General features: G+C 60.9%; 18 protein-coding genes and 1 pseudogene. 6 read left to right on the plus strand and 13 right to left on the minus strand.

Annotation, left to right across the window (positions count from 1 at the left end; genetic code table 11):
• Positions 1–99: 99 nt before the first annotated feature.
• On the plus strand, positions 100–267 hold the full coding sequence (locus NKJ08_RS34520; protein WP_352785620.1) for a DinB/UmuC family translesion DNA polymerase: 168 nt from the start codon (positions 100–102) through the stop codon (positions 265–267).
• Positions 268–509: 242 nt separating this feature from the next.
• Here NKJ08_RS34520 and NKJ08_RS34525 read toward each other — a convergent pair whose 3' ends face one another.
• The 7 genes and pseudogenes from NKJ08_RS34525 to NKJ08_RS34555 all read right to left on the minus strand — a co-directional run.
• Complete coding sequence (locus tag NKJ08_RS34525) at positions 510–743, minus strand: BrnA antitoxin family protein (RefSeq protein WP_352785623.1); 234 nt, start codon at positions 741–743, stop codon at positions 510–512.
• Positions 744–814: 71 nt separating this feature from the next.
• A complete protein-coding gene (locus NKJ08_RS34530) occupies positions 815–1867 on the minus strand; it encodes a hypothetical protein (protein WP_352785625.1) in 1053 nt (350 codons plus the stop codon).
• A 384-nt stretch (positions 1868–2251) separates the two neighbouring features.
• Positions 2252–2683: a type II toxin-antitoxin system VapC family toxin gene (locus tag NKJ08_RS34535; RefSeq protein WP_352785628.1), complete on the minus strand. Its 432-nt coding sequence runs from the start codon at positions 2681–2683 to the stop codon at positions 2252–2254.
• Complete coding sequence (locus NKJ08_RS34540) at positions 2680–3318, minus strand: DUF433 domain-containing protein (protein ID WP_352785631.1); 639 nt, start codon at positions 3316–3318, stop codon at positions 2680–2682. The genes NKJ08_RS34535 and NKJ08_RS34540 overlap by 4 nt, the downstream gene beginning before the upstream one ends.
• A gap of 76 nt (positions 3319–3394) precedes the next feature.
• Positions 3395–4198, minus strand: coding sequence for a hypothetical protein (locus NKJ08_RS34545; protein ID WP_352785634.1), 804 nt, complete (start codon positions 4196–4198; stop codon positions 3395–3397).
• A gap of 83 nt (positions 4199–4281) precedes the next feature.
• Complete coding sequence (locus NKJ08_RS34550; protein ID WP_352785636.1) at positions 4282–4971, minus strand: hypothetical protein; 690 nt, start codon at positions 4969–4971, stop codon at positions 4282–4284.
• A 438-nt stretch (positions 4972–5409) separates the two neighbouring features.
• A pseudogene (locus NKJ08_RS34555) lies at positions 5410–6471 on the minus strand (RHE_PE00001 family protein); the annotation flags it as partial.
• Positions 6472–6592: 121 nt separating this feature from the next.
• On the opposite strand from NKJ08_RS34555, the gene NKJ08_RS34560 reads away from it, so the two are divergent.
• Genes NKJ08_RS34560 through NKJ08_RS34570 form a run of 3 tightly spaced genes read left to right on the plus strand, consistent with a single transcriptional unit; the run spans position 6593 to position 10141 of the window.
• Entirely contained in the window at positions 6593–8233 is a 1641-nt protein-coding gene (locus tag NKJ08_RS34560; RefSeq protein ID WP_352785638.1) for a TnsB C-terminal domain-containing protein, read from the plus strand.
• Between the two features lies 1 nt (position 8234).
• Positions 8235–9113: a TniB family NTP-binding protein gene (locus tag NKJ08_RS34565; protein WP_352706537.1), complete on the plus strand. Its 879-nt coding sequence runs from the start codon at positions 8235–8237 to the stop codon at positions 9111–9113.
• Between the two features lie 11 nt (positions 9114–9124).
• Positions 9125–10141, plus strand: a complete 1017-nt coding sequence (locus NKJ08_RS34570) for a TniQ family protein (protein WP_352785641.1) — start codon at positions 9125–9127, stop codon at positions 10139–10141.
• A gap of 27 nt (positions 10142–10168) precedes the next feature.
• On the opposite strand, the gene scpB is transcribed toward NKJ08_RS34570, so the two are convergent.
• A complete protein-coding gene (gene scpB / locus NKJ08_RS34575) occupies positions 10169–10873 on the minus strand; it encodes an SMC-Scp complex subunit ScpB (RefSeq protein WP_352615659.1) in 705 nt (234 codons plus the stop codon).
• Between the two features lie 5 nt (positions 10874–10878).
• Positions 10879–11871, minus strand: a complete 993-nt coding sequence (locus NKJ08_RS34580) for a DUF1403 family protein (protein WP_352785644.1) — start codon at positions 11869–11871, stop codon at positions 10879–10881.
• Positions 11872–12038: 167 nt separating this feature from the next.
• On the opposite strand from NKJ08_RS34580, the gene NKJ08_RS34585 reads away from it, so the two are divergent.
• Entirely contained in the window at positions 12039–13250 is a 1212-nt protein-coding gene (locus tag NKJ08_RS34585) for a site-specific integrase (protein ID WP_352785646.1), read from the plus strand.
• 246 nt (positions 13251–13496) lie between these two features.
• On the plus strand, positions 13497–14429 hold the full coding sequence (locus tag NKJ08_RS34590; RefSeq protein ID WP_352785649.1) for a recombinase family protein: 933 nt from the start codon (positions 13497–13499) through the stop codon (positions 14427–14429).
• 289 nt (positions 14430–14718) lie between these two features.
• Here the strand turns inward: NKJ08_RS34590 and repC are convergent, their stop codons facing one another.
• The 4 genes from repC to NKJ08_RS34610 all read right to left on the minus strand — a co-directional run.
• Positions 14719–16062, minus strand: coding sequence for a plasmid replication protein RepC (repC, locus tag NKJ08_RS34595; RefSeq protein WP_352785652.1), 1344 nt, complete (start codon positions 16060–16062; stop codon positions 14719–14721).
• A 154-nt stretch (positions 16063–16216) separates the two neighbouring features.
• On the minus strand, positions 16217–17251 hold the full coding sequence (repB, locus tag NKJ08_RS34600; RefSeq protein WP_352785655.1) for a plasmid partitioning protein RepB: 1035 nt from the start codon (positions 17249–17251) through the stop codon (positions 16217–16219).
• The gene (gene repA, locus NKJ08_RS34605; RefSeq protein WP_352785658.1) at positions 17248–18429 is read right to left on the minus strand and encodes a plasmid partitioning protein RepA; all 1182 of its coding nucleotides are present in this window, start codon (positions 18427–18429) and stop codon (positions 17248–17250) included. Before repA ends, repB begins: the two co-directional genes overlap by 4 nt.
• A 1003-nt stretch (positions 18430–19432) precedes the next feature.
• Positions 19433–19777 (minus strand): tyrosine-type recombinase/integrase (locus tag NKJ08_RS34610; RefSeq protein WP_352785661.1); only part of this gene is annotated, 345 nt, incomplete at its 5' end.

The following is a 19777-nucleotide window of genomic DNA, read 5'->3' on the forward strand; positions in this document are numbered from 1 at the left end:
TCTGCTCCCACGTAGGCCCTCCGTCTCTCGCGATCGGGGGGATTCTTCGCACATTCACCTCATGCCCCGCACGAGGGGAGCGGCGTGGCGCTTACGATTATGCCGATCAGATTGCCGATCAACGGCCAGTCAGAGTTCGATCGAATAGCAACCGGATTGTTGGAGGCGATATTCCCTGCCAGCAAGGGAATTCGCCTGCTTGGAATCTCGCTGTCGTCGCTTGGCGACGAGAGTGATGACGGAACCCAACTCCGGTTCGATATTTGACGACCGGCTGAAAGAAAAAGCCCGCCGCGGGAGGAGGTGTGGCGGGCTTGATTGGACGGCAGCATTCGGGAGGAATAAATGCCGCCCTAAGTCGCCAACGTCGGGAGGAGGTGACCTCGACGAAATTCGATGCCAGCAACCTACTTGATACAGCCGCCGTATGAAGAGCGAGTTGTGCATAGCAGCATTGCGCATCCAGTGCAGCTTGACGCATTATTCCGTCTTCTCAATTAGCGATCGCATCAGTCGCGTTTATGCGTGATGGCTTGTCTCAACGTGTCGTTGATCCGATCCTGCCAGCCCGGCCCGTCCTCTTGGAAATAATCGAGCACTGCCCGGTCGATCCTGATTGAAACAAGCTCCCTGACATTTGGAGCAGCCGAGGCTTCGCGAACCACTGCAGGCTTTTTGATCGGCTTGAACGCTGCTTCTGCGGCAGCCAAGGGATTTGTGGGTCGGCGCGGGGGACTTGCCATTGCAATAGACCTGTTTGATCGTGGGGAGGTAATCGAACCCGATACTCCGGTCACCTGGTTGATTGAGCAAGTCAGCTGAACGGGGAAATCGCCGGGTCGGGTTCGTCGAACTCGAACTCAATCCAATCATCACCATCGTCTTCGTCAGTCTTGATGACATTGATGGCCGTTGGACGCTGACCCTGCTGAAGATTCCTCAGGAAGACATTCTGTACCGGGCTTGGCCGGGATGGCTGGCGACGGCTAGCCTCAACATTCTTGGCGCCATTATCCGCGAGCGTCCGAAGGCCGGCAAGAACCTCCATCAGTTCCCGCGAACTGATGCGGATTTTCTTTCCTTCCATCTGGTATCCTCCGTGATGCCCAAGGTCGTATCCTCGCTCCCGTGCGCGCAGCGCGCCGTTGACCGGCATCGCCACGGGTTTCGGAAGCTTTCCGATCATCGCGGTAAACAAGGCACTCAGCTGGTCTTTAGCATCAAGTCCCGGGCGGACCACAAGGATGTGGTGTACTCGGCGATCCGCGGGGTCAACCCGCGGCCACAATTGCTGTGCCTCCCGGATCGTCAACAGGAGAACGAAATCGATCGATGAATATTGGCGCAAGAAATCTTCGGCGATTGTCTCGGCTGATACTTGATTTTGACTATGTTGACATTCGGAAAGAGCGGCGCAGTCCCCGTCGCACACAACCACGCCTGTAACGCCCTCAGCACCGCGGAGTTGCACCGCCTTTGGCTTGAGCGCGTTGAACAGCGGGTTGCGGTCCTTAATCCGCGGGACGTCATAGGCGGCGAATCCGCCTTGGCTGTAGGGCGATTTCGCAGGATTTATCGTGATATCCAAGCCTGCGTCATCGCTGTCAATCGCGACGCGCAACGGCCATTCGTCTGCACGTATCTGGTTGCGCAACTGTGGCACTATCTCGTTCCGGACAAACGCCTCCAGCTGGTTGCGGGGAGGCAGCCGCAGCACGGTCCTGGTTCCTCGCCCGGTTCGATGGTCCATCGACTTAACGCGCAAATCCACGCCGCCGATAGGCAGTCCCAATTTAGTCTTTTCTTTCTCAATAAGCGCGCTCAGCTCGAAAAAAGGATTGCCGTCATCGAGACCCTCGTCTGACACGGTAGTAATGTCTGCGGTGAACCGAAGGTCCCCATTATCGAAGAAGGCGTCCGGGCGACTCCCCGAAGGGAGTGGAACCTCGCTCCGAAGCATGCCGGAATCCGCTAGAGCATGAAGAACTGCGACCTCCCACATTGCCGCAAGCCGATCTCTGCCCGGTCGGTTAAGTCGCGCCGCTAGATTGTCGACCGCGCTGCCCTCAAGAGTCGCGCGTAGGTCGTTTAGCCGCCGTTGCAATGCTCGTCTCGCAAAAATCAAGCGCAACCCCCGCCACTCTTGACGAGAGTCGTGCAGACAACCAGCTTGTTTATCTCGGTGTGAGTCTGCGCGGCCTGGGCCATTAACACGATGGCGGAATGGGCGAAGGGTTTCTCGCGCACGTGGTCAGGCCTCGAGCTCTTCAGGCGGATCCTTGAAGGGGTTAAGGATGCGAACACCACGTCCGGCAAAGTCCCGCACATTCCGCGTGACGAGAACAAGCCCATGAACCCTCGCCGTAGCCGCAAGCGCCAGATCCCACCGGTCTTTGTTCTTGCCCGCAAGCAGACGGGTCCACTCCGCCACCACGGGCGCATCAATAGGGATGATGCGATCCGAAAACGACTTCTCCAGCGCATCGATCGCGGCGAGAAGGACTGCGGAGCGCTCCGCATCGCGGCCCTTGAGAGCCTGCGCGCCGCGACGCTTTTCGAACAGCGTGGCGGCGCTCAAGCGCAGGTCGGTATCGTCGATGGTTGCGAGCCAGCGGCGAACATTCTCGTTGCCGCGGGCTCCTGCCTCTCGAAGGACATTCTCATCGAGAAGGTACAGCGTCACGGAATTGGCCGAGGCGCCGATTCCTCCGGTCTGTCGTCTCCATCGAAGACGCCAAGGTCGGCCATCTCCGACAGCGTCCGCTTCAGGCTCCGAGGAGCGTAAGGCCGACCGCGCTTGGGATAGGCCTTAGCGTACTCGATCGCTGCCTCAACCTGAGTCTTCGACAACGACGGAAAATCGCTCAGGATCTCCTCGACGGTCTGCTCCTTGGAGAGCGCAGCAACCAGATGGGCGGGGATCCCAGTATCCCGGATCAAAGCCTCGGACTGGTCCTCACTGCGATCCACCCAGTTTCGAATGTGCTCGAGCCGAGCGAGGCGGACTTCCAGATCGCTGTCGATCCGCGCGAGGTCGAGGTCGAGCTTGCCCCATCGCACCATATGGGTGCTGGCAGATAACTTCCGCAGCGCCTCATAGAGGCGCCGCCGACCAGAAGGAGTGAGGTCCTTCTCGAGCTCATCGGCCAGTCGCAGAAAGCGAAGTTCCGCTGGACCGACGAGGCGCTGCACGGCCTTGCCGACCCTGCGCTGTTTCGCACGGATGACACCGGTATCGACTGCCTTGTTCAGCGTCGTGGTTGACCGGTCGAGGACATAGCCCGCCTCGCTCAACGTCAATGTCTGTGGGGAAGCCATCGGTACCTCCTTCTCTAATTCCTCCCCAATCTAAGGATGAATTAGAGAAGATGCAACCACCGAGCGTCGGATGGCCTCATGCTGCGGGCGGGACGCGGTCGCTTGGCTGACCATCAATCTGTGTGAGAATCCGTTTGACCGCCTCGATATCACCTCGATCGAGCTTCTTTCCGTAGATGCGTTCAACCCATTCCGAGCTCATCTCGAGATAGCGTAGCGTCGCTCGAAATTGGGAAAGGGTTTCGGGCTTAAAGAACCATTTGAAGTTCTCCCAGGCCGTCATTGTCACCTTCACCAGCTCCTGAATCGTAGCCGTGAGAAGGTTGGGAACAAAAAACGGGCCCATATGAGCGTTGGCGCCCGGCTCCGGCCGGAGCATGGTGAAGCCGGCGAATGTCGGGTGTGCCGCAATGGCCGACAGAAGCTTATAGTGTTCGTATCGCTTCTTGCCTTCATAGCCGTCCCGCTTGTCGAGCACTTCCCGGATCTTCGCTTGGTTGAACTCCTTGTTGCGCTTCTCCTCTGGAACGGCTTTCCACGTCTGGATCAGCGCCGGGTCGGTTGAGAAATAGTCGAGCAGGAACCCAGTCTCCAGAATGTCCCGGGTCGGCAGGCCCGCCGCCTGGTAGTACCCTCCCAAAATCAGCCTGATCGAGGCGCCGAGATCGTTGAAAATCCTGGCCCCGAGCAGCTTGACGATGAGCTGGTCCTCGTCCTTTTCATCATAGGCCATGCGGTAGAACTGCAGCAGGTCCATCACGCACTCGATCATCGCCAGATGAAGGCTGAGGTCAGGATCGGCCTCGATCGTCGCGATCGATTTCTGCCATACGACTTCCTCACCGGTGTGAAGAAGCTTGAGGTTCTCAGGAATCGGCATCGTGATATGGCCTCCATCTCTGGCCGTCCGAATCTGACGCATACGGCACCGAGTCGGGCACTATTACGCTCGGTCCAACATGGCTACACTATACGCACTCGCACAAAAGCTTTGATGGCAAGCACCTGACTGAATACTACACGGCTCATTTTTATGCCGCCGAGGCCATCCTGGCGCGGTCGATTCCCGCCTGACCTCTCCTGCTGTCGAGCGCCAAAATGTCGAACGGTGAAATGCGTGATCTCAATCTTCCCTCCGCAATCGGGAGGCGATATCCGAACCAAGGCGAGCACGGCGCAGCGCTTCGGACCGCGCTGGAAGGAGCATACCGAACCTTTCTCGACGCTGGGCTCGGAGACCGAGATGCACTGCAGAAGCTCTGCTCGCCTCAGGATGCCGTGTATTGGCAACAGCTCTCCAAGGTATTGTTGGCCGATCAGCTTCAAAAGCATGGCCTCGCTGCAATCCATCATCGCATAGGTCCAGATTTGCTTCTGGATCAGGATGGGACAAGGATCTGGATTGAAATCGTGACACCAGAGCCAACCAACATTCCCGAAGCATGGCTGGCGCCCGGACTCGGAGTTGTCCGTACATTTCCCCATGAGGCACTCTTGTTGCGGTGGACGGCCGCCATCGCCGCTAAGGCTGTCGTCCTCTTGGGGAATGAGGAGCGACCCGGCGATCTCGGTAATGGCGTCGTGGGCGCTGCAGACGCCTACGTCATTTCGGCCAATGGCCGGCTTCTGCGCAGTGCCGATGGCGTCTTCCATGAATTAAACGGCATCAGTCAGTTCCCTTTTGCAGTCGAGGCCACATTCGGTGTGGGTCCTACGCAGGTACACATTGATCGGGAAACCCAGAAAGCCGTCGGGTCAGACCATCAGGAGCGCTTCCACATTCCCAAGCCCAACGGGGCTTCCGTTTCGGCATACACGTTTCTCGATCCGGCCTTCGCCGCGGTCAGCGCGATATGGGCGGTGGACGTTGATGAGTCCCTGCTCTTGGGAAGGGTTCAGCCAATGGCTGTGGTCCACAACCCCTCGCAACAAATCCTATCCCGACCGGTCTCTTGCCGGCACAGGTCGAGTATCGCGCTGAGGATAAGGGCGATCACTTCCAGCTTGACCGCCTTGATGGGCGGCTTGCCGAAGTTCGAGAGGCCTGACCTTCGCTGGCGAAGCCGAGTGGCCGCCTCACACGTATCCGATCTACAGGATTCCCCACGCCCTGAAACTCCCCCTGCCCGTCATCTCGCGCAGGTGGAGTGCGCCGATGAGGTCGAGCGCACCCTGCCGGGAAACCTCGAGTGCATCCTGAATCATGCTGGTCGACACGAGCGGACGCGACAGCACCAGATCGAGCAACGCGGGCAATTTCGAGCTGGCGCGGCGGCCGCGCAGCACACGTTCCATCTGGCCCTTGGCAAGCAGCAAACGGTCGTGCTCCTTCAGTCCAGCGCTCGCGGCTTCGTACATCGCGTCGATCCAGGCGAGCAGCCGGTCGGAGCGGTTGCGCGCGCGCCTCCGTTCCCGCGGAATGTTCTTGGCGCCGAGATGCAGGCACGGTAGGTGGTGGGCGGCCAAGCCTTCCTGGCGCATGAGCGCCCCCATGAGCAGCGGACCGACCCAGGCGCCGCGTTCCAGCACATCGATGTCGTTCCAAGCGTCAAGCGCCAGGGCCACGCGCAGCACGACGGGAACGTGCCGCGACCGGTCCAGCATTTCGCGCCACTCGGAGAGTCGGGCTGCCTCGTCCCAATCCTGGTCGTAGAGCACCGACAGCCGGTCGTCGTCCTGCGGAAGGCGTCGCGGCGGCATTTCTGCGCCGCTGAGGACCTTGGACGATCGGGCCAGCAAGGCGTCGATCTCCGCAAACTCCTGCGCGAGCAAATCGTCGTCCGGGCTGTTGGCCGGCACTGGAGGCTCGGCCCCCGGCAGCACGCTCCCCTCCCCTTCCCGATCGTCTTCCGATTGGATCGTTCCGATCTCGCCCTGCTGCCCAGTCAGCTCGCGCAGCCCTTCGCGACCGAACGCCCAGTCGCGCGGCTGAGACAGTATGCGGCGGCGTTTGCGAACCACGGCGTGGGCCCGCGTCAGCTCGTGGGTTGGCGTGCGCTGGTCCATATGCGCGTCGTGGAAGACCAGGTCCTCGAGGTGGACGAGTTCGCCCTCAATCCACAGCGCGGCGGCGGCGTCATGGAAGTGCGAGCGCTCGATCCAACCCTGGCGCACCGGTGAGCGGGCGATGCGCTCGTCGAGACGCACCAACGCCCCTGTCGCTTTTACTTCCCGATTTCAAACGCCCGAACGTCATATGCCGGTTAGGTTTGGGCGCTAGGACGGGCTTAGTTTTTCGCTAACGATTTCACTGACGCTCGATTTGCCACGCCCCATGCACAACCGAAAAGCCACTCCTGCCTCATCGCGATCTGATGAAACATGGTTGGCGGCACGTCGTGTCGCGCGCGAGCTCGACAAAATTCTCGACGATCTTGGACCGCGCCGGGCGGCAATCGAGCGAGCCTCGGCTGAGCTGCGTCTCTCCACCCGCCAGATTTACAATCTGCTGGCGCGCTATCGCATCGATCGAACTGTGACGTCGCTGCTGCCTCGGCTGGATGGCAGCCGCAAGAAGCGCCTTGATCAAGGCATCGAGACGATCGTCGCAACAACGTTGCGAGAGCAGTGGCTGGTGCTGGAGGCGCCGCCGCTCGCTCCCGCGGTGGCCGAGATCCGGGCTCGCTGCGAGGAGGCCGGCCTGGCAGCTCCTTCCTATCTTACTGTAGCCCGCCGCATACCCACGCTGTTTAGCCCCGAGGAGATTGCGAAGAAGCGATCTGCAAACCCAAAGCACCTTCAGCGGCTCAAACCGCGACCAGGATACATTCATGCGGCGCGACCACTGGATGTCTGCCAGATCGATCACACGCCGACCGACATCAACTTCGTGGAGGTCGTCGACGGAGGCGGAACGTTCATTGGCCGGGCATATCTCACGATCGTCACCGACGTGGCGACCCGCTGCATTCTCGGCATCTGCCTCACCCTCGAGAAGCCGTCGGGGCTATCGGTCGCGCTCTGCCTGGCGCACGCCATGTGTCCGAGGGAGGCGTGGTTGGCCGCGCGCGGCATCGAGCATGGTTGGCCGATGTTCGGTCGACCACGATTAATCGTCACCGACTCGGCCAAGGAGTTCAAAGGGAACGCCTTCCAACGTGGATGCGACGACTATGGTATTCGGGTCCGCTACCGGGATCGCGGCCGCGTCCACCAGGGCGGCGTCGTCGAAAGGCTGCTCGGGAAGCTCAACGCCGTGCTTGTGACGCAACCCGGCTCGACGGGACGATCCGTGGCGGACCGTGACGAATACCCCGCGCAGCGGCGAGCCCGTCTCAGCTTCGCCGATCTCGAGCGGTGCGTCGCGCTCGCCGTGATCGATCATAATCTGCAGGAGAACGCAAAGACTTTGAAGGTACCGGCGACAGAATGGAACCGGCTGGCGCACGATTTGCCCCGCTTCGACGATGATCCCATGCGGGTCCTGCTGGCATTCATGCCTGGGGCGGAGAGGCGCATCTCGCCGCAGGGCGTCAGCATGTTCGCGCTGGACTATTTTTCACCATGGCTAGGCAGTCTCGTCCCGCGGCGGGACCGTCTGGGCCGGCTCGAGATGAGATATGACCCTCGCGACATCAGCCACATTTACATCCGGGATCCCGACACACGCGAGTTCCGGCCGGTGGCGAGAAGAGACGGGCTCACTACACCGATCACACTGTGGGAACATGAAGGTGATCGTGTTTGCCGACGTGCCGCAAACGCTCGGTCGGACGTCGAGAAGGTGACGCTGCGCCGCCGGATTGCGGAAATCGCTGGCAGGCAGAAACTTTCAAAGGCGGACGTGCGCAATGCGGTCCGCCGGGCGCACGCAGCCGAAGCGCCCAAACCCTATGAGGCGATGCGCCCGGCGACGCCGGCACCCGCCGAGCATCCGGTACGCCAGAAGCGCCGTCTGGCGGTCGAGGACTGGTGACGTGGCGGACCATTTGCTCGACCACGTTCGTCCGTATCTCGACCAAAGCATGGAAGAGCGGATCGCCTACATCCTGGCGCCGCGATGGGTCGGGCATCAGGTGGCGCTGCAGGCGCATGAGCGTCTTGCCGAGTTGCTCGCCCGGCCGCCGGCGTTGCGGACGCGAGGGCTGATGTTGGTCGGACCCTATGCCAACGGTAAGACGATGATCGCGGAACGATTTGCCGTGGAACGCCTGAGAGCCGCCGAGCGGCAGCGGGTATGGGTGGTTCAGACGCGCGAGGGGGCCGGCCTTGCGCACTTTTATGGAAGCATTCTGCAGGCGCTGCGCGCGCCGGTCGGCAACAATCGGGATATCGGCCGCAAGGCTGAGCAGATCGATCATCTGCTTGGCAGCCTGAAGCCCAGGATCCTCATTTTCGACGAATTCCACAATGCCCTGCGTGGCCGGGCTCGCGACGTCGAGGCGGTTCTTGCCTTCCTCAGGCGGATCGGCCGTCAGTTCGACATCTCCCCGGTCCTGATCGGCGAGGTCGCCGTCTACGATTTCATAAACGAGACCAGCGAGATGGCGAGCAGGTTCGAGCTGCAGGCCGTACCGCGGTGGCAATACGGCGAAGAGTTCCTGACACTCCTCGACAGCCTCGAGGGCGTGTTGCCTCTCGCGCGTGCTTCCGATCTCTCCGATGAACCGTTGGCACGAACGATTTTCCAGCTTTCCGAAGGTTTGATCGGCGAGATCGTGGCGATCGTCACCGCGGCGGCCGTGGCCGCGGCAAGGTTGGGCGCCGAGCGCATCACGAAATCAGGCCTCGAGGCGCTACACTACATTCCCGTCTCGAAGCGCCGCCGGGCGCCGCTGCGCAACGAACTGCTGTGACCGGCGGCGCTTTGGCCATCGAGATCCGCGAGCGTTACAGGGATGTCGTTCGGGATCGGTGGCCTGTTTCCGTTGACCCGCAGCCGGACGAGCTTTTGTCGAGCTGGCTCCACCGCCTTGCCCTCGCGAACGGCATCGCGCCGCGGTCGTTCGCCAGCGCCCTCGGGCTGGGTGAAGGGATGTGGTCGCCCCGTCTCGATCTCCAGCTTCCGGGGGAGGCAGCCGCCCTGCTGGCCGATCGGACGAACGTTCGTCAGGAAACGATATCGGCAATGGCAATGACTGAACCGGCGTTGACGCCACTCCTGCTGCCATTGCGCGAGAACGTCCACCGGAACCGTTCGAGCTGGATGCAGTATTGTCCTCTCTGCCTCGCCAGCGACGAGGCGCCCTATTTCCGGCGGCGGTGGCGCCTGGCGTCGCGAATCTCCTGCTCCGCGCATGGCTGCGGCCTTCGAGATCGATGTCCCGCTTGCCGCACCGCAATTGTGTCGTTCGACCAGGTCGAGCTTGTCCCTCAGCATTTCTGCGCACGGTGCGGCTTCGATCTGCGGGCTGCCCCAAAGGCAGGGGTCAACGCGGCCGCACGTCGGCTGGAACGCGCGATCGCCGATATATGCCGGGTGGAATCGGCAACGGATTCGGCGGCAACCATCGATGTTGTCTCGCGCGTGCTACGCGCACCCGTCGTCGCCGATATCGGCCTGGGGGGAACCCTTACGAATCTCTCGACCGCCGCACGCATTCGCTGCTTCAATCAGCTCGCGGCAAAACGTTTGGACTGGCTTGTGACACACGAGGACGCCGCAGTCGCGCATCGGCGTCGGATAATCTTGGCGGCGGGCGGCCATGACGAATTGATTGCCCGCTTCGCCGACTTCCTGGGCAAGCATCAGACGAGGCCGAGATCCATGTGCCCACCACAGCCCTGTGCTGGTCTTGCCGACGTGCTGACGGCCTATCTGCGCGTGGCCGGTGATCGAACCACGTCAAAGCGTCACCGCAGGCTCCGAGTTCCACAACCCTGATGATCGGTGGCAGTCCTGGCGCGGGTACTATTCGTCCATGACGGCACCAGGGTCGCCGTCATCGGCGAACCCCGGCATGATGTCGCCCGCCAGCAGCTTTTCCTTCGAGAGCAGGCCAGCGTCTTCGAGCGCCCCGAAGTCGGGAAGATCGCGCAGCGTGTCGAGCCCGAACTCAAGCAGGAACGCCTGGGTGGTGACATAGGTATATGGGGCGCCCGGCTGCGGCGCGCGCGGGCCAGAGGCGATGAAGCCAAAGCTGCGCAGATTGCCGATCAGGTCGCGGCTGATCTCCTTGCCGAAGAAGGAGGACAGTTCGGCGCGGGTGATCGGCTGGAAGTAGGCGATGCACATCAGCACCAGCACTTCGGTTTGCGTGAGGTCTTTGGCATGCCCGCTCCCGCCGGTGGCCGTGCCAAATGCACTGCGGATGGCGTCGGCATAGGCCGGCCGCGTCAGATGCTTCCAGCCGCCGGCGACCGCCACCAGATCATAGGGCCGGCCACGCAACTCCTCGCGGATGTCGTCGATGAGAAGATCGATGCTGCAAGTCTTGCCGACGATCCGCGCCAGCGTCTCGCGGCCGACCGGCTCGCTGGCAGCAAAAATAGTTGCCTCGACGCGGTTCATCCATTCACGCCAGCGCGCCTCCGGTGGCAGATGGTCGAGCTCGCGGTCGAAGAGGCCTTCGCCTCCTTGCTCACTTTTTCGTCGCCTCGCCGCACTCTCCGCCATCGCCGTCACAGCCCGTAGATGCGGAAAGTCGGGCGGCCGGAAAGTTCGCGGACAGCGCCGAGTTCGACCAGCCGCTCGAACAAGCGGCGCAGGCTGCGGTCGCTCATGCCGGCAATCTTTGCCGACGCCACAATGGCGTCGTCCGACAAAAGCCGATCGACGACGATGTCTGCGCCTCGGGCGCGAAGACCGGGCGCCACGGCGATCAGGCGGTCAGCCCAGCGCCCGATGTCGGCTGACTGGTCGACGGCGCGTAACGCCGCCCGCGCCTGCGCGGCGAGCAAAGTCTTCGCGCGCTCGGGGACCGCCTCGATGCCTCTCGGCGCAAGGACGGTCGCCGCGCGCCGCCGCCGATCGGAACCATTTGCGCCGGCAGCTTCGCCACCGAGCAGCGGCACGGCGTGCTTCCAGCCCAGCCGCTGCGCGAGCATGGCGTCTGCGAACCAGCATCCGATGGTGCTTGGAAGGCCGCGCCGCTCGACTGCCGCAAAGGCGCCGATCAGCATTCCGACAGCACCTTCCGTCTCCGCAAGCTGCCGAAGCTCGTCGGTCAGGTCGTTCGTCGTCTCGTCATCCCGAGCGAGACCCAGGGCCTCGAGCACGCCGGCGATGCTCGCTTCAGTCAGAAGCTTCTCCGCGGGCAGTGTGGCCAGCCAGCGCCAGGCCAACAGCATGCGGCCGGCCGGACCAACATCGTCGCCCGGACGCGTGAGCAGCACGGCATCGCGCAGACCCGCTTCGTCCTCGACACGCCCGGCCTGCCTGGTCGCCACCGCCGCGGCGGCGAGCGCCAGCCGTTGCCGCCATGCGCCGGCCCATCGCTCCTGCCGACGAACCACCGCGTCGAGCGCGCCGATGGCGGCGCCGGCGGTGATCGCGATGTCCTCCAGGGCATTTGGCCCAGGCCCTTGCGCGGCAGGGCTTTGCGCGTCGGGAACGGCGCGGCGCAGCCATCCCGGCAGCGGGACGGGGGGAGCGGCCGCTGCGGCGGCGAGCATCGGACCTTGATGGCGCGGAGAGGATTTCGGGCGCAGAATCATCGTCAGCAGGATGAATCACGGCGGCGGTTTTGGCAACGAAAATGGGTAAAAAACGCCGCGCCTGTCGATTGGAAAAAACGAGTGATAAAATTGCATTATCCGTCGTTTTCGTCTTTATATAAGGAATGACCGTTTTCATCGAGCAGAAGCCCAAAAATCACGCCGAGCGACCTTCCGGACCGTCCCACAGTGCAGGGTCGGCGGATCATGTTTCGACCGCGCAGGTGTCGGCCGAGACCGATGGCGACCTGCCGGACATCATCGACGTCGTCATGGAGATGGGCGCAACGCCTGAAGAGACGCTGGCCGAAGCCCCCTCCCCTCTTCCGGCCGTCGCCAATTCCCGCCTGCCGGCGCATCTCGACGCGCTGGCTGATCGCGCCCGCGATTATGTCGAAGCGGCGAGCTCGGCCAATACCCGCCGCGCCTACGCCTCGGACTGGAAGCAGTTTGCGAGCTGGTGCCGGCGCCAAGGCGTCGAGATGTTTCCGCCCGATCCCCAGGTTGTCGGGCTCTACATCACCGCATGCGCTTCCGGAAAGGCGACCGGCGACAAGAAACCCAATTCCGTCTCGACGATCGAACGCAGGCTCTCCTCGTTGACGTGGAACTATGCGCAGCGTGGCCAGCCGCTGGACAGGAAGGATCGCCATATCGCCACGGTCATGGCCGGCATCCGCAACAAGCACGCCGCCCCGCCCCGGCAGAAGGAGGCGGTGATGCCCGAGGATCTGATCGCCATGCTGGAAACGCTCGAGCGAGGCACCCTGCGCGGCCTGCGCGACCGGGCCATGCTGCTGCTCGGCTTTGCCGGCGGCCTGCGCCGTTCCGAGGTTGTCGGCCTGGATTGCGGCCGCGACCAGACCGAGGATTCTTCCGGCTGGATCGAAATCCTCGACAAGGGCATGCTGTTGCGCCTGCGCGGCAAGACCGGCTGGCGCGAGGTCGAAATCGGGCGAGGCTCGTCCGACACAACCTGCCCTGTGGTGGCGCTGCAGACCTGGCTCAAGCTGGCGCGCATCGCGCACGGTCCCCTGTTCCGGCGTGTCACCGGCCAGGGCAAGGCCGTCGGCGCCGATCGGCTCAACGACCAAGAGGTCGCCCGCCTCGTCAAGCGGACCGCGCTGGCAGCGGGCGTGCGCGGCGATCTGCCCGAAGGCGAACGCGGAATGATGTTTGCCGGCCATTCGCTGCGCGCCGGCCTGGCGTCCTCTGCCGAGGTCGACGAGCGCTACGTCCAGAAGCAGCTTGGTCACACCAGCGCGGAGATGACCCGCAAGTATCAGCGCCGGCGCGATCGCTTTCGCGTCAATCTCACCAAGGCGTCGGGACTGTAGCAAAGCCCCCTCCCCCCGTTTTCGGCCGTCGAATAGCGGCCCGGCAGGGTGGGATTTTCACCTTAGCGCTTCAATTGAAATCGGGAAGTAAAACCGACACAGGAGCCTGAAAAACGGTGCTTTTCAGAGCTCACCGAGGCCGTAGGGCCGATGCAAAGGCCGCCTAAAGACGTTTACAACCGATCGTTTGTTGATATCTTCAGTGTTTGTACAAACGCTCCTTTCCGATGCTGAGAGACGCTGCAAATGGCCCGTGAAGCGCAAGATCGACGCTCCGGACGACCAAAGGGCCGGCAAATCGGCTATGCGCGCGTGTCGACGGACGAACAAGCGACGGAAGCGCAGGAAATTGAGCTGCGATCGGCCGGCTGCGACGTCGTCGTTCAGGAACATGGATCCGGTGCGTCGAGAGCTCGCCCTGCCCTACTGCGATTGATGAGCGACATCCGCGCCGGCGATGTCCTGGTCGTCGTGCGTCTCGATCGCCTTGCGCGCTCGGTCAGCCATCTTCTTCAGGTGATCGAGGATCTGACTGAGAAGGGCGCGCATTTCCGATCTCTCCGAGATCCAATCGACACGTCGACGCCACAGGGCATGTTTTCGCTACAGGTACTCGGCGCCGTTGCCCAGCTCGAGCGTGCACTGATTTCGGAGCGAACCAAGGCCGGCATCATCGCTGCACGATCCAAGGGGCGACTGCCAGGCAATCCTGGTATCCGGGAGCGCAGGCCCGAAGCCCTGGCGAAGATGACCGCGATACAAAAGGCGGCTTATGGCCGACGGCTACAATCAACTGTGAACCAATGGCTTCCGACGGTCCGCCGGATGCGACCAGACCATAACTGGGACGACATCGCTCGGGTCCTGAAGCAGCGCGGCCTCGACTGGACGCCTGAACGACTGCGGCGGGCAGTGAGGTGGCTCGTCACCGAGCACCTGGCCGAATCCACACTGCTAAAGCGGGCGTCTCCTCTGCCTCCCGAAGATCGCCTGATGACTCTTGTGGCAGGGATTTCGCAGTCTAACCCAGATCTGTCGCTCCGCGACATCGCTGGCCAGCTCGAGCGCCTGCATGAGCGAACCCCACGAGGAAGCGCAAAATGGTCTGCCTCCTCAGTCAAGAACCTGCTCGATCGAGCCCGCCGGCTTGGACTCGTCGCCGAACAACCTGCGAGCTGACCGTCATCCCGCTGCAGAACAGTCCTCAGTTTACGGTCCGTGGCTGACGCTCGACATTCCCGAGCCGCTTGTACGCGGCCCAGGCATCAGCTGGAACAGCGCTGCCGGCCCGCGTCAGCCAAGCCGCTCAATCGGTTTCGGCGAGTGAGTTCCACCACACCATTCCGGCGGTTTCATCGGGCGTCGGTTCCTGGTCGTGTTGGTTTTTCATGCCTTCGATGCTCTCACAAGACGCTCGTCCCGACAAGCGCTGCAGCCACCGTCCACGGATCGAAACCCGCCCGGCTGATCATGATCCGCGCCCTGGCTTGTCGAGGCTGCGGCGCAACGCATCGCTGATTTCCAGCCGGGATTCGGTGCGCACAACCTTGCCTGCCGCCTCCAGATCGACGGCAGCGGCTTCAGCTCCGGTTCCGGTCGTCTTCGACGCGTCAAGCTTGGCCCGCAACAAGGCCATCACCATCGGCCAGACCGAGAACTTTCCGACCTTTGCTCGATCTGCCAGGCTGCGCAAATAGCCGCCGGCGCTGTTGATCTGGTCCTGCCGCTGGTAGATCGCGGCAATGGTAATCGCCGCCTGCTGCTCACCCATTGCCGTTCGCGCTTCCTCCCAGGCGCTCGGGCTGACGCCCATGGACGGTCGGGCAACCTCGGCCGCGGCCAGAAATTCACGCCAGTTGCGGATTCCGCCGCCGCCCTTCACCAGCCAAAGCATGTTCGGGCAGGCATCCAGCACGATCCCTAGCGGCAGTTCGCGTTTCGGTAGGCTCCGTACGTTGTCGGTATCCGCAACGTTGGCGCCCTCTTCATCCTTATTTCCTGAGCCGCTTTCAGATTCAAATTTAGAGTCTGGTTTTGAATTCTGTATGTGGCGCCCATTTTGGGACTCATTGGCGTCCACTTTCTGTGTTTTTACAAATGATTCCAATGCTTCACGCACTTCAGCCCAAAGGCCTTCAAGTTCTTCGGCAATCACCTCGAGAGTCTGCCTAGGTGCAGTGCGTGGTATCTGACCAACAATCGCCTGGTAGGCCTGCTGGACCCTGCCCCAGTTCGCCGGCACGCCTTCCTCAATGCCGGTGTCGATCATCTTGACGATGTCACGGCGGCATATGGTTAGCCGCTCCTTAACGAGACGAAAGGCCTTCTTCTCAGATCTGACCGCTTCCGCGAGATCCTTGAACTCCTCAGCGCGCGCCACGATCGGCGAGATGTCAAAGCCATAGGCTTGCTCGATCTCGCCCGCCTGCCCTTTCCGGGCGAAGCGCTTGCCGTTTGGGCTGTCCCGACGGATGATCAATCCACACTCGACCAGAACGGCCAGGTGTCGCCGTAAGGTCGTTGGGGGCATGCCATTGGCGCGGCGGATCAGCTGCTCGTTGGATGGCCATACAACCAGTTCACTGTCGCCATAAAGTGCCGTGTCCGGATGGAACGACAACAGCGCGTCGAGAATAGCCAAAGCGCGATCAGTGGCGCCCAGAGCGATCCTGGCATCCTTGATATCTTGGAAGACATGCCATTTGTGGACGATCGCGTCCTTCGGCACGGCCCTTGCGGTGACTTGGCTTGAAATCATGCCAAGCGTCATCGGCCGCCGCCCAAAGGGCGTCGTCGCAATATTCGTCTCCATTTTCTTTCACCCTCGATTAGGCAAAAGAAACCTGCTCGCCAAAACGACGCCAATGACTCTTGACAGTGATTCGTGGAGATGCGATTCTCAGAGTGCTTAGTTCAGAGAGAGGCTTCCACGGCTTGCCGTTCGGGGGCCTTTTTCTTTTGCGGTTTCAGACTCCTTGTTTCGTGATGGACTTCCGAAAGGCCTCAAACAGGTCGTCCAGTTGTCCGGCGATAAACGCTGCGAAACGCGATCCTTCAGCCTCTCCCACCGCAATCATGGTAGTTTTTCCGTTGTCTTTGAGGCTGACGCTGACTGTTTTGTCTGGAGCAGCCCAGGATTTCATAGCAATCTTGGGCTTTGATGGCTTGGCCGGACCCGCAGGTTCTTTGATCGCATTATGATCCGATGGAAGCGTCTCAAGCAGAATAATGAATCTGTCATCGGACGTTGCCTCGCGGAATTTGTTTTTGCGAATAAAATCGAAAGCTTTTGCGGGTGAGCCGTCTATGGAATAGCGGTTCGAGAATTCCTGCCATCGTCCTCGACCAATCCCGGGAGCTTTACCAATCGATTGCAGTATCTCCTTGTCGACCGATGAGGCGATTTTGATCATCTCGGAGACATGCGACTTTCCTGTCGACAGCGAAGCGCAGATGGTGTCCCGTTTGTATCCCGCTTCCTGCTGGGCAAGCGCAAAAGCGCACTTCTCAATGTATGAAAGATCCTCTCGAGCGGTGTTTTCTTCGCCTTGGAAAATGACTGCTTGTTCATCAGTTAACTCGCGGACGGCCGCTTTGAATCCGATCCCAAGCTGCTTAGCTGCCGCTAATCTTCTGCGACCATAGACGATTTGAAACTCGCCATCCTTGCCTTGTACTGGCCGAACCAATCCAGGCACAATTTGACCGCGCTCCCGCATGGATTCAGTGATCTCAGCAATGGCGGAAATCTCGTAGGCGTCATCATATCGATCGGTGATAGACGACGGCCGTATTTTGTCGGGATCGAGTTCAATGATCTGTTCGCCTGACTTCAGTAACTTGTCGGCGATATCGCTACGCTCTTGCATTTGGCGAACACCAGCCGCCACCTTCATCAGGTGCGGCGATGACGTGCGGCGGCTGACGCCCTCCTCCGAATTGTCCTCCCCGAGTTGCCCCAAAACAGCAGCAAACATGCCCTTAGAATCTTTACGGCTCACTGTTCACGCCTCCATGCCATTGTGATGAGGCTTTCTATCTCCGCGTTCGCGGCATTGATCGATTCGATTGCACGATCATAAGTTTTAGGTGCCGAAAACCTCGATCGTTGCACTTCATAGAGGCTCTGCTTCCAAGTGAGAGCGTCCGCAACCGCAGTGGATTTGGAGACTGAATTCAGAAGTAAATCCTCGCCAAACACTTGGCGCATTAGGGCCTGCATGTTGGCTTGCGGGTGGTCGTTGGCCTCAAACTTTGTGATGAGGAATTTGGCGAAATCCCAACGTGCGCCTGCACCAGCCTCATCCAGGATTTGCATATAAGATGCGGCCAGCTCCAAAAACTTCCCTGTGGAGTCGACATCGAGCATCTGCGCTGGAACTGGGATTAGGACTCCGGTAGCGGCAGTGAGCGACGAAAGTGTCAGGAAATTGAGTGACGGCGCACAGTCGAGAAGAACGATGTCGTAGCTATCGACGATCTGTTCGAGGGCCTGTGACACTCGAAGCAGAAAACTGGTTCCACCGCTCTTGCGCATCTCAAGGGTAACGGCCGTTTCGAATTCTGTCAGCTCAAGACCGGCGCAGATGACGTCGAATCCGATGATATGCGTTTGATGAATAATCTTTTCCGTTGGCACCGGATCATCAAACCGAATCGCTGAGTAAAGGGTGTCACCTTCTCGGTGGTCAAATCCGGGTAACGCTCCTTGCAGACTTGTTAACGACGCCTGGGGATCCATGTCGACTGCGAGAACGCGATACCCACGCAGTGCCAACCAATGACCCAAGTGAATAGTGGTCGCTGTCTTGGACGATCCACCTTTGAAGTTCGTGATCGCGATGATCTGGCAATCCTCGCCTTTAACACGACGAGGATTGACCCATTTCTTCCGTGCTTTTTCCGCCAGGTGCATCCGAAGGTCCAGCACCTGCTCCACAGAATATAGGCGCTTTCCGGTGGTCGTTGTCTCTGGCTCAGGTCCCTGCCCTTTTAAGGAGACCTGCCGTATGTAAGCTTCAGTCACTCCTAGCAATGCTGCTACTTCCGTCGAAGTGAATTTGCGCATCGTACGAATCGCATCAGGAGGATACTGAGCCAGCGAAAGATTGTTGAGTGCCTTCTCGAGTTTCGTCGAAAAGGTATTCATGAACTGAAGGCTACTTAGATGCCGCGTCACCCAGATTCTCCTCTTGCACCCAGCGCCTATTGATAGCGACTGTGGTTAACAAGCTGTTAACGCCACGCCAACTACGCCAACTTTTCGAATTACGCGGTTTTTCCGTTACTGGAGGTATGCCCGATTCGGAGAATTCGAGCAAATGGACACAGGGCAGTTCCCAGCTGGGAACTTTTCTTTATCGCTGGCTTCTCTGTGCCGTCAAAGTTGCGCATCAGGCATTGAAAAAGACCGCTATGAAGTTGGTTACGCAGCATGGGGGCACGGGCGAGCCCCGTTGCCCGTTTTGTTCTCGTAGATAGTCGACGTTGGTGTACCCGGTTGGCCTCTGGCTTCCGCGTACGGCGCGAGCGACCTACAGAAGCGCAGGTAGATTTCGGCGCATGGAGAGATACCCCCTCCCCCCACTTTGGCGCGGCGGCGAAATTCGCGTTGTGACGGAGGCACTGAGTTCGCGCAGTCCTATGGGAGTCACCATCCTTTGCGTCGGAGACGATGGGTTGTGTTTGTGATGCAGCCATGCCGCGCCGCTTCCGATGTCACTTCGGTGATCGCCCCAGGCTGACAAGTTAGACGCCCCACTGCCCCTACCCTGCAACGAGGCATTCCTTCCGGGCCGAGCGACCCTCGCGAATGGCAACTCAGCGGCTCGGACCTGTCGCCAGGCGTCCGACGCGATTTGACAGCAATCAGCACCAGCACGTAGGCGTCCTGTCCACGCGCACTTTCCTCCAGCGTCGGGCAAGAGGCTCCTGCAGTCGCCAGGCAACTTCCCTCGGGGGCCAGTCCACGTGTCGGCGAAGGATCCTGGAGAACTCATCGAGAAGCAAACTTCTCCCACAACCCGTACTTTGAGTTCCCAGCTGGGAACGGCTCTTCAAGTTGGAGGCTTGCGACCGCACCAATAAACCTTGGAAACCCATCAACATGATGGTTGGATCTGTGGCGCCGGGGTGGATTGGCGCATCCAGAGTCACCTGCGGCTGGGGGGGCGTGCCGCACTCTACAATCCTGACGCCTTAGTTAGATTGACGCGGAAGCGATCGCGCCGGCGCTGGTATTTGCGTGTCATCTCTGCCGAGGCGTGACCAAGCTGCTTCTGCACGTAGCGCTCGTCAACCTCGACAGAGGACGCGAGGCCGGCACGCAGCGAGTGGCCCGAAAACTTTTGGCCGCGCTCGCCCTCGGAAAGATCACCGCGCACGCCGGCGGCCAAGGCCGCGCGTTTGACCAGCCGCGGCACCTCCTGATCATTGAGCCGCTCGGCGCCCACAGCTTTGCCCTGCCCCGTGACGCGGCGGAAGAGGGGGCCATGCGCGATGCGGGCCAGCTTCAGCCAGGTCTGCAG

This window comes from Mesorhizobium sp. M0244, from assembly GCF_040321795.1.
Taxonomy (GTDB): Bacteria; Pseudomonadota; Alphaproteobacteria; order Rhizobiales; family Rhizobiaceae; genus Mesorhizobium.

Bases quoted from the DNA above. Each gene is read 5' to 3' on its own strand.
- NKJ08_RS34520 (WP_352785620.1), top strand. From the start codon at position 100: ATGCCGATCAGATTGCCGATCAACGGCCAGTCAGAGTTCGATCGAATA.
- NKJ08_RS34525 (WP_352785623.1), bottom strand. From the start codon at position 743: ATGGCAAGTCCCCCGCGCCGACCCACAAATCCCTTGGCTGCCGCAGAA.
- NKJ08_RS34540 (WP_352785631.1), bottom strand. From the start codon at position 3,318: ATGGCTTCCCCACAGACATTGACGTTGAGCGAGGCGGGCTATGTCCTC.
- NKJ08_RS34545 (WP_352785634.1), bottom strand. From the start codon at position 4,198: ATGCCGATTCCTGAGAACCTCAAGCTTCTTCACACCGGTGAGGAAGTC.
- NKJ08_RS34550 (WP_352785636.1), bottom strand. From the start codon at position 4,971: ATGGAAGACGCCATCGGCACTGCGCAGAAGCCGGCCATTGGCCGAAAT.
- NKJ08_RS34560 (WP_352785638.1), top strand. From the start codon at position 6,593: ATGCACAACCGAAAAGCCACTCCTGCCTCATCGCGATCTGATGAAACA.
- scpB (WP_352615659.1), bottom strand. From the start codon at position 10,873: ATGGCGGAGAGTGCGGCGAGGCGACGAAAAAGTGAGCAAGGAGGCGAA.
- NKJ08_RS34580 (WP_352785644.1), bottom strand. From the start codon at position 11,871: ATGCTCGCCGCCGCAGCGGCCGCTCCCCCCGTCCCGCTGCCGGGATGG.
- NKJ08_RS34585 (WP_352785646.1), top strand. From the start codon at position 12,039: ATGACCGTTTTCATCGAGCAGAAGCCCAAAAATCACGCCGAGCGACCT.
- NKJ08_RS34590 (WP_352785649.1), top strand. From the start codon at position 13,497: ATGGCCCGTGAAGCGCAAGATCGACGCTCCGGACGACCAAAGGGCCGG.
- repC (WP_352785652.1), bottom strand. From the start codon at position 16,062: ATGGAGACGAATATTGCGACGACGCCCTTTGGGCGGCGGCCGATGACG.